The organism is Aquabacterium sp. UBA2148, assembly GCF_002328915.1.
GTDB classification, from domain to species: domain Bacteria; phylum Pseudomonadota; class Gammaproteobacteria; order Burkholderiales; family Burkholderiaceae_C; genus Aquabacterium; species Aquabacterium parvum.
This window is the reverse complement of sequence record NZ_DCXA01000243.1, coordinates 8,487-17,740: the sequence shown is the minus strand read 5'-3', so window position 1 is coordinate 17,740 and position 9,254 is coordinate 8,487. Positions and strand designations below refer to the sequence as shown.

The following is a 9,254-nucleotide window of genomic DNA, read 5'->3' as shown; positions in this document are numbered from 1 at the left end:
CCCCTGCCATCCCGACTGGCGTGCCCACCAGCTCGCTGCCCGCCGTGCAGGCCCCGAGCGGCCCCAACAGCCTGGGCGAGCGCCCCGAGCAGCGCGTGCCGATGAGCCGCCTGCGTGCCCGCGTGGCCGAGCGCCTGCTGCAGTCGCAGGCCACCAACGCCATCCTGACGACCTTCAACGAAGTCAACATGGCCCCGGTCATGGAGATGCGCAAGAAGTTCCAGGAGAAGTTCGAGAAGGAACACGGTGTCAAGCTGGGCTTCATGAGCTTCTTCGTCAAGGCGGCGGTGCACGCCCTCAAAAAGTACCCGGTTCTCAACGCGTCGGTGGACGGCAACGACATCGTCTACCACGGCTACTTCGACATCGGCGTGGCCGTGGGCTCGCCGCGTGGCTTGGTGGTGCCGGTGCTGCGCAACGTCGACCAGATGACCTTCGCCGAGATTGAAAAGAAGATCGCCGAGTTCGGCGTCAAGGCCCGTGACGGCAAGCTGGGCATCGAAGAGATGACCGGCGGCACCTTCTCCATCTCCAACGGTGGCGTGTTCGGCTCGATGCTCTCGACCCCGATCATCAACCCGCCACAGTCGGCCATCCTGGGCGTGCACGCCACCAAGGACCGCGCCGTGGTGGAAAACGGCCAGATCGTGATCCGCCCGATCAACTACCTGGCGATGTCGTACGACCACCGCATCATCGACGGCCGCGAAGCCGTGCTGGGCCTGGTCGCCATGAAGGAAGCGCTGGAAGACCCGGCGCGCCTGCTGTTCGACATCTGACGAGTTTTGCGACCGGGCGACCCTCACGAGGGGTCGCTCGGATCTGCATCCCATCACAGGAGTCCACACCATGTCCATGGCCGACGAACTTGACAAGCTCGCCTCGCTGCATGAGCGAGGCGTGATCACCGCTGAGGAGTTTCAGCGGCTGAAGTCTCGTTTGCTGGACGGCGCTTCTCTTGAGGGAACGCCGGGCGTGGTTGACTCGACCATGCGCCGCTCGCTGGATGACCGCTGGATTGGTGGTGTCTGCGGCGGCCTGGCCCGCATGATGGGTGTGGAGACCTGGATCATCCGACTCGCCGTCACCCTGCTGATTTTTTTCTGGGGCACGGGGCTCATCATCTACGTCCTGTTGTGGGTGTTTGTTCCTCCCGAGGGCGCTGACGCAGCCTGACCCTCCTGCCCGACACCGAGCTTCACAGCGCCTCTGCCGCACGGAAAGACCCAACCATGTCCCAACAACAATTCGACGTCATCGTCATCGGCGCCGGCCCCGGCGGCTACATCGCTGCCATCCGCGCTGCACAGCTCGGCTTCAAGGTGGCCTGCATCGACGAATGGAAGAACGCCAAGGGCGGCCCCGCCCCCGGCGGCACCTGCACCAACGTCGGCTGCATCCCGTCCAAGGCGCTGCTGCAATCGTCCGAGCATTACGAGCACGCGGCGCATCACTTCGCAGATCACGGCATCACCGTGGACGGCCTGTCCATCGATGTGGCCAAGATGATCGGCCGCAAGGACACCGTCGTGAAGCAGAACAACGACGGCATCCTCTACCTGTTCAAGAAGAACAAGGTCAGCTTCTTCCACGGTCGCGGCTCTTTCGTGAAAGCCGCTGATGGCCTGTACGAAGTGGCGGTGACGGGTGACAAGCCCGAGAGCCTGGTCGCCAAGCACGTGGTCATTGCCACGGGCTCGAACGCCCGTCAGCTGCCTGGTGTGCCGTTTGACGAGAAGCTGATCCTCTCTAACGACGGTGCGCTGGCCATTGGCGAGGCGCCCAAGAAGCTGGGCGTGATCGGCTCCGGCGTGATTGGCCTGGAAATGGGCTCCGTCTGGCGCCGCCTGGGTGCCGAGGTGACCGTTCTCGAAGCCATGCCGACCTTCCTGGCCGCGGTGGACGAGCAGGTCGCCAAGGAAGCCCAGAAGCTCTTCACGAAGCAAGGCCTGAAGCTGCAGCTTGGCGTGAAGATCGGCGAGATCAAGCCGGGCAAGAAGGGCGTGACGGTGGCCTACACCGACGCCGCCGGTGCCGAGCAAAAGCTCGAATGCGACAAGCTGATCGTCTCGATCGGCCGCGTGCCCAACACCAACGGCCTGAACGCCGAGGGCGTGGGCCTGCAACTCGATGAGCGCGGTGCCATCGTGGTCAACGACGACTGCCAGACCAACCTGCCCAATGTGTGGGCGGTGGGCGACGTGGTGCGTGGCCCGATGCTGGCGCACAAGGCAGAAGAAGAGGGCGTGGCCGTGGCCGAGCGAATCGCTGGTCAGCACGGTCACGTCGACTTCGACATCATTCCCTGGGTGATCTACACCAGCCCGGAGATTGCCTGGGTCGGCAAAACCGAACAGGCTCTGAAAGCGGAGGGCCGGCCCTACAAGGCCGGCTCCTTCCCCTTCATCGCGAACGGCCGTGCCCGTGCTTTGGGCGACACCAATGGCTTCGTGAAGTTCCTGGCCGATGCTCAGACCGACGAGATCCTCGGCGTGCACATCATCGGCCCGTACGCCAGCGAGTTGATCTCGGAAGCCGTGGTGGCCATGGCCTTCAAGGCCAGCGCAGAAGACATCGCGCGCATCTGCCACGCTCACCCCAGCCTGAGCGAGGCCACCAAGGAGGCTGCGCTCGCCGTGGACAAGCGCACCTTAAACTTCTGACCTTGTTCCTGTCAGAACCGAAAGGGGCGGCTTGGCTGCCCCTTTTGTTTTGTTTCGCTCACCCCCTGGTCAAAGCCGCTTCAACATGCCTGCCTACAAGCAATCCGTCACCCAACTCTACGAGCAGAGCCTGGCCGAGCGGGGCTACAAGGCCGATGAGGCCCAGCTGCAAGGCATCGCGGCGCTGCAGCGCTGCCAGGACGAGTGGGCCAACTACAAGGCCAAGCGCAGCAATGCGCTGACCAAGATGTTGCGCTACCCGGAGCTGCCACGCGGTGTCTACATGTTCGGCGGGGTGGGGCGGGGCAAGAGCTTCATCATGGACTGCTTCTTCAACGCCGTGCCGCTGGAGCGCAAGACCCGCCTGCACTTTCACGAATTCATGCGCGAGGTGCACCGGCAGTTGCACGAACTCAAGGGCCAGCAGGATCCCCTGGAGGTGCTGGCCAAGCGCATGTCGCGCAAGCACCGCCTGATCTGTTTTGACGAGTTCCACGTGGCCGACGTGACCGACGCCATGATCCTGTACAAGTTGCTGGACGCGATGTTCCGCAACCGCATGAGCATCGTCACCACGTCGAACTTCCACCCGGACGGCTTGTATCCCAACGGCTTGCACCGCGATCGCATCCTGCCGGCCATCGAGCTGCTCAAGCAGCAGTTGCAGGTGGTCAACGTGGACGCGGGCAACGACTACCGCCGCCGCGCGCTGGAAAACGCCAACCTGTACCTGCAGCCTCTCAACGAGGAGAACGAAGCCGAGATGCACCGCATGTTCGGGCAGTTGGCCGAAACCGCCGACGAAGACCCGGAGCTGAACATCGAGCACCGCGTGCTCAAGGCTCGCCGCAAGGCCGGTGGCGTGGTCTGGTTCGACTTCAACACGTTGTGCGGTGGTCCGCGCTCGCAGAACGACTACCTGGAGCTGGCCTCGCGATTTCACACGGTGATGCTGAGCCACGTGCCGCACATGCCGGTGAGGATGGCTTCCGAAGCACGCCGATTCACCTGGTTGGTGGACGTGCTGTACGACCGCAAATGCAAGCTGGTGATCTCGGCCGAGGTGCCGCCCGAGCAGCTGTACACGGAAGGCCCTCTGTCGCACGAGTTCCCGCGCACGGTGTCACGCCTGAACGAAATGCAGTCCAAGGAGTACCTCAGCGAAGAGCGGCGCATCGTTGACACCTCGCTGACCTGAGTCCGCCGGCAGGGCGGCCGACTCGCTGCGGACGCGACGTCAGCCCAGCGCTTCGACCCTGACGAGCGCGAGCGAGAGGTTGTCGCCACCGGCGCGAGCACGGTAGCGAGCCTTGCCCACCAGCATTTCTGCGGCCTCACGCGGGGGCAGCGTGTGCACGATGGCGCCCAGCTCCTTGGGCGTGAAGTAGTGCCACAGGCCGTCAGAGCACGCCAGCAGCGTGTCGCCGATTTCAAGCCGGGTGACGGTGCGCACGGCCAGGGGCGGATCGGCCTGGCTGCCCAGGCAACCCGTCAGCAAGTTGGCCTGAGGGTGCACGTTGGCTTCGTCTTCGGTCAGGTGGCCTTCGTTGACCAGGCGTTGCACGTAGGAGTGGTCCTCGGTGCGGGTGATCATTTCCGGCCCGTGAAAGTGGTAGATGCGGGTGTCGCCTGCGTGACCAATGCAGGCGCTCATGTCCGGGTTGATCAGGAAAGCGCCGACCGTGCTGTGGGGCTCTTCTTCGAAGGCCAGCGCGGTGAGCTTGATCATCAAGTGAGCCTCTTGCACCAGCTGTGTCATGAGCGACTCGCTCGACTCCATGCCTGGCTCATAACGCTCGAACACCTGCCTGGCCGTCAGGATGACCTGGTCTGCGGCCTTGCGCCCACCGCTTTTGCCGCCCATGCCGTCGGCAACCACGGCCATCAGGCAGCCGGGCACGCGCGGATGCGGCATGACTTCCACCTGGTCTTGTTGGTAGGGGCGGTCTCCGCGGTGCAGGCCGGTTGCGGCCACAAGGCGAAAACTCGAAGGCACTGTGATCATCTGAAAACTATAATCGGGAAACGGGGAGACCCTGTTCCCCGATCACAGGGGATTCAACCGATGACGGGTTGCAGCATGACGACCCCTGGCGCCCAAGATGACCGAGAACCTCCATTCCCCCCATCGACAGTTGATCGAACTGCGGATGGAGCACGCCGACCTGGACAACCTGATCGACCGCGCCGCCGAACAAACCCCCACGGATGAGTTGTCCCTGCGTCGCCTGAAGAAGCGGCGGCTCATGCTGCGCGACCAGATCGCTCGCCTGGAGTTGCTGCTCGACCCGAAAGAGCCTGCCTGAACTGCGCCAAGGCTCAGGCCAGTGCGGCCAGCAACTCGGTTTCGATGGTCAGTTGCCGCTTGTCTTGACGCAAGGCGTCACCGGTGACGAGGAAGGTGTCTTCCACGCGTTCACCCAGGGTGCTGACTTTGGCCAGTTGAACGTTCACCCCATGGTGGGCCAGCGTTCGGGCGATGACGTACAGCAGGCCTGAGCGGTCCGACGCAGACACCGTGAGCAGCCAGCGCTGAGCGCGCTCGTCAGGTCGCAGGCTCACGCGTGGGGGGATCGGGAAAGAGCGCACGCGGCGAGACTGCCGCCCACGGGCTGGGTCGTGCAGGGGTTTGTCGGAGGCCACGGCTTCGGCCAGTTGGGTTTCAACCAGCGCGATCATGTCGCGGTAATGCACGCCCTCGAAGCGCAGCGGGTCGGATGCCAGGATCTGGAAGGTGTCGAGCGCATAACCCGTGCCCGAGGTGTGGATGCGTGCGTCCTGGATGCTGAAGGCGGCGCGGTCGAAGTAGCCGCAGATGCGGGCGAACAGGTCGGGGCGATCGGGCGCGTAGACCAGCACCTGAAGGCCTTCGCCAATGGACGACAGCCTGGCGGCCACGATGGGCTTGGGCGTGTCGACGTGGCGCCAGAGCATGCGCGTGTGCCAGGCGATGTCGGCGGCGTCGTGGCGGGCGAAGTAGCTGATGTCCAGCGTCTGCCAGAGCTTGTCTTCGATGCCAGGCGGCAGGTAGTACAGCTGCAGCGTCTGGCGGGCCTGCTGCTTGCGCGACTCGATTTCGGCGTCCATGTGTGGGCGAGACCCACCCAGTGCGCGCAAGGCCAGCTTGTAGAGGTCCTCGAGGAGCTTGCCCTTCCAGGCGTTCCAGACCTTGGGGCTGGTGCCGCGGATGTCTGCCACGGTGAGCAGGTACAGGGCTGTGAGGGTGCGCTCGTTGCCCACGCGGCGCGCGAAGGCCTGGATGACGTCCGGGTCCGAAAGGTCTTCTTTCTGGGCCACGCGCGACATGGTCAGGTGCTCGCCGACCAGGAACTCGATGAGTTTGGCGTCTTCACCAGCGATGCCGTGGTCTTTGCAAAACCGCTTGACCTCGACTGCGCCCAACTCGGAGTGGTCGCCACCGCGGCCTTTGGCCACGTCGTGGAACAGCGCGGCGATGTAGAGCAGCCAGGGCTTGTCGAACTGCGAGGCCAGCTGGGTGCAGAAGGGGTACTCGTGGGCGTGCTCCGGGATGAAGAAACGCCGCACGTTGCGCACGACCATGAGGATGTGCTGGTCCACGGTGTAGACGTGGAAGAGGTCGTGCTGCATCTGCCCGACGATGCGGCGGAACACCCAGAGGTAGCGGCCCAGCACCGAGGTCTGGTTGAGCAGGCGCATGACGCGGGTCTGGCCCTGCTGCTCCTGCAGGATCGCCATGAACGTGGCGTGGTTCACCGGGTCGCGGCGGAAGGACGCGTCCATGACGCCACGCGCGTTGTAGAGCGCGCGCAGCGTGCGGGCCGACAGGCCTTTCAAGGTGCCGTCCTGTTGCAGCGTCAGGAAGGTGGTGAGGATGGCGTGGCGGTCGCGCTGGTAGAGGTCGTCGCTGGCGACTTCGAGGTAGCCGCCGCGATCGAGAAAGCGCTCGTTGATGACGCGCATGGGCGCGTCGGTCGAGCCCTGCACGCGCTCCTCGATGTTCAGGATCAGGATCTGGTTGAGCTGGGTGACGGCCTTGGCCGCCCAGTAATAGCGCCGCATCAGCGCCTCGGAAGCGCGCAGGGCAGGCGTGTTCACGTAGCCAAAGCTCTCGGCAATGGTGGTCTGCAGGTCGAAGACGAGGCGGTCTTCGCGGCGCCCGGCGACTTGGTGCAGGCGGCAGCGGATGAGCTTGAGCAGACCCTCGTTGCGCTGCAGTTGGCGGGCTTCGAAGGGCGTCAGCAGGCTGTTGCGGGCCAGGTCATGCCAGTTGCGCCCCAGTCGAGCGGCCAGGGCAAGCCAAAGCACCACCTGCAGGTCGCGCAGGCCCCCAGGGCTTTCCTTGCAGTTGGGCTCCAGCGCGTAGGGCGTGTCTTCGTGCTTGGTGTGCCGCTGCCGCATCTCCAGCATCTTGGCCGTGATGAAGGCGTGCACGTCGAGGTGCTCGTAGGTGGCTTTCTCCAGCGCTTCAAAACGGGCCCGGGAGCCGCAAAGGAAGCGGGCTTCGAGCAGGGAGGTCTGGACCGTGACGTCGCGCTGGGCCTCTTCGGCGCACTCTTCGACGGTTCGCACGCTGGAGCCGATCTCCAGGCCGATGTCCCAGCAGGCGCTGATGAAGCCTTCGACGCTGGGCGCCAGGCTTTCGTCGCCAGCCACCGATGGCGACAGGGGCATCAGCAGCAGGACGTCGATGTCGGAGTGCGGAAAGAGCTCGTCGCGACCGTAGCCCCCCACGGCGACCAGCGTGGCCCCCTTGGGCATGGCGTGGGCGTCCCACAGCGTCTGCAGCACGCGATCGACCAGGCGAGAGAGCTGGGTGAGCAGGCGAGTGGCCGACGAGGTGGTCGGGCGGCTGTCCTGGAACCGCTGCAGCAGCGCGGCCTTGTCTGCGCGGAACTGCGTGCGCAGGGCGGGGACGTCAACGGTCATTGGCGGACTGGCGTGGGTTCAGGCGGGCTGGGTGGCTTGCTGCACGAAGGCGGGCGCCTCGGGGCTGCCGGCCGACAAGGTGAGCACTTCGTAGCCGGTTTCGGTGACGAGCACGGTGTGCTCCCACTGGGCCGACAGCGAGCGGTCCTTGGTGACGATGGTCCAGCCGTCGTAGGGCTGTCCGCCCTTGCGGCCTTCCTTGATCTCTCGCTTGCCCAGGTTGATCATGGGCTCGATGGTGAAGATCAGGCCGGGTTGCAGCTCGATGCCGGTGCCAGGGCGCCCGTAGTGCAGCACCTGAGGGTCCTCGTGAAAGCGCTGGCCGATGCCGTGGCCGCAGTACTCGCGCACCACCGAGTAGCCGGCGTTTTCAGCGAAGGTCTGGATGGCGTGCCCGATGTCGCCCAGGCGCGCGCCCGGCTTGACCTTGACGATGCCCTTCCACATGGCCTCGAAGGTGATGCGGCACAGGCGGTCGGCGGCAATCGCCGGCTTGCCGATCAGGAACATGCGGCTGTTGTCGCCATACCAGCCGTCCTTGATGACGGTGACGTCGATGTTGACGATGTCGCCCGACTTCAGCGGCGTGTCGTTCGGGATGCCGTGGCAGACCACGTCGTTGACCGAGGTGCACAACGAGGCGGGGTAGGGAATGTGGCCGGGCGGCTGGTAGTTCAGCGTGGCGGACGTCGTGCCCTGGACGTTGACCATGTAGTCGTGCGCCAGGCGGTCGATTTCCTTGGTGGTGATGCCGGGCTGGATGTGGGGCGTCAGGTAGTCCAGGACCTCCGAGGCGAGTCGGCAGGCCACGCGCATGGCGTCGATCTCGGCGCCGGATTTGATCGTGATGCTCATGGGGCTGGATTATCCGTAATAAGTGCGCGGCTCGGCATCGACAGGGAGATGCCGCCGCGAACAACTCGCGGGTTTTGTCCGCTGGCCCCGGTAAAATGCGCGTTTTTCCCGACGCAGGCCTGCTTTGGGCCCCTCGCCGTGACCGAACGCACCTCCTCCGCGATGTCCACCCTGATGCACTTCGAGGGCGGCAACGCCCTGGCTCCCCACCAAGCCCAAGCCCTGCTGCCCAAGCTGCAGGCCATCAACCCGCGGATCAGCGGCGTTCACGCCCGCTTCGTGCACTGGGTGGCGCTGGAGCAGCCTCTGACCTCCTCGGAGCAGGAAAGGCTGGCAGCCCTGTTGACCTATGGGCCGTTCTACGCCGGGCCAGTGGAGGGCGACCTCATCGTGGTCGCGCCGCGCCTGGGCACGGTCTCGCCCTGGGCATCGAAAGCCACCGACATCGCGCACAACTGTGGCCTGGCGATCCGGCGCGTCGAGCGCGTCACCGAATTCCGTCTGACGGTCAAGGCCGGGGTCATCGGGGCCCTGATGGGCGGCGCCAAACCGTTGGCCCCGCAAGACATCCAGGCCGTTGCGGCGCTGCTGCACGACCGGATGACCGAAAGCGTGATGGCCAGCCGCGAAGAAGCCCGTCACTTGTTCGACGAAAAGCAGGGCACCCCGATGGCGCATGTGGACGTGCTGGGTCGTGGCCGCGCTGCGCTGGAAGCCGCGAACGCCGAGTTCGGTCTGGCTTTGTCGGATGACGAAATCGATTACCTGGTCAACGCCTTCACCGGCTTGAAGCGCAACCCGACCGACGTCGAGTTGACGATGTTCGCC

The 9,254-nt window shown here is 65.0% G+C and carries 8 protein-coding genes and 1 pseudogene; 6 read left to right on the top strand and 3 right to left on the bottom strand.

Going from position 1 to position 9,254, the window contains the following annotated elements:
• The 4 genes from odhB to zapE all read left to right on the top strand — a co-directional run.
• Positions 1 to 779: 2-oxoglutarate dehydrogenase complex dihydrolipoyllysine-residue succinyltransferase (gene odhB / locus B2W70_RS13575; RefSeq protein WP_286746460.1), on the top strand; the 779-nt coding region annotated here is incomplete at its 5' end.
• Positions 780 to 849: 70 nt separating this feature from the next.
• A complete protein-coding gene (locus tag B2W70_RS13570; protein WP_286746458.1) occupies positions 850 to 1,176 on the top strand; it encodes a PspC domain-containing protein in 327 nt (108 codons plus the stop codon).
• Between the two features lie 56 nt (positions 1,177 to 1,232).
• Positions 1,233 to 2,663 carry a dihydrolipoyl dehydrogenase gene (lpdA, locus tag B2W70_RS13565; protein ID WP_286746456.1) on the top strand — a complete coding sequence of 477 codons (1,431 nt, stop codon included), beginning with the start codon at positions 1,233 to 1,235 and terminating at the stop codon, positions 2,661 to 2,663.
• An 85-nt stretch (positions 2,664 to 2,748) separates the two neighbouring features.
• Positions 2,749 to 3,861, top strand: a complete 1,113-nt coding sequence (zapE, locus tag B2W70_RS13560) for a cell division protein ZapE (RefSeq protein WP_286746453.1) — start codon at positions 2,749 to 2,751, stop codon at positions 3,859 to 3,861.
• A gap of 39 nt (positions 3,862 to 3,900) precedes the next feature.
• Here zapE and B2W70_RS13555 read toward each other — a convergent pair whose 3' ends face one another.
• Positions 3,901 to 4,668 (bottom strand): PP2C family protein-serine/threonine phosphatase, encoded by a 768-nt coding sequence (locus B2W70_RS13555; RefSeq protein WP_058085787.1) that lies wholly within the window; start codon positions 4,666 to 4,668, stop codon positions 3,901 to 3,903.
• 97 nt (positions 4,669 to 4,765) lie between these two features.
• On the opposite strand from B2W70_RS13555, the gene B2W70_RS13550 reads away from it, so the two are divergent.
• Positions 4,766 to 4,969, top strand: a complete 204-nt coding sequence (locus B2W70_RS13550; protein WP_058085786.1) for a YdcH family protein — start codon at positions 4,766 to 4,768, stop codon at positions 4,967 to 4,969.
• A 13-nt stretch (positions 4,970 to 4,982) separates the two neighbouring features.
• On the opposite strand, the gene B2W70_RS13545 is transcribed toward B2W70_RS13550, so the two are convergent.
• Positions 4,983 to 7,571, bottom strand: a complete 2,589-nt coding sequence (locus B2W70_RS13545; RefSeq protein WP_286746448.1) for a [protein-PII] uridylyltransferase — start codon at positions 7,569 to 7,571, stop codon at positions 4,983 to 4,985.
• Between the two features lie 18 nt (positions 7,572 to 7,589).
• Complete coding sequence (gene map, locus B2W70_RS13540; RefSeq protein ID WP_058085784.1) at positions 7,590 to 8,426, bottom strand: type I methionyl aminopeptidase; 837 nt, start codon at positions 8,424 to 8,426, stop codon at positions 7,590 to 7,592.
• A 162-nt stretch (positions 8,427 to 8,588) separates the two neighbouring features.
• Here map and B2W70_RS13535 point away from each other — a divergent pair.
• Positions 8,589 to 9,254, top strand: a pseudogene (locus B2W70_RS13535) (phosphoribosylformylglycinamidine synthase); the annotation flags it as partial.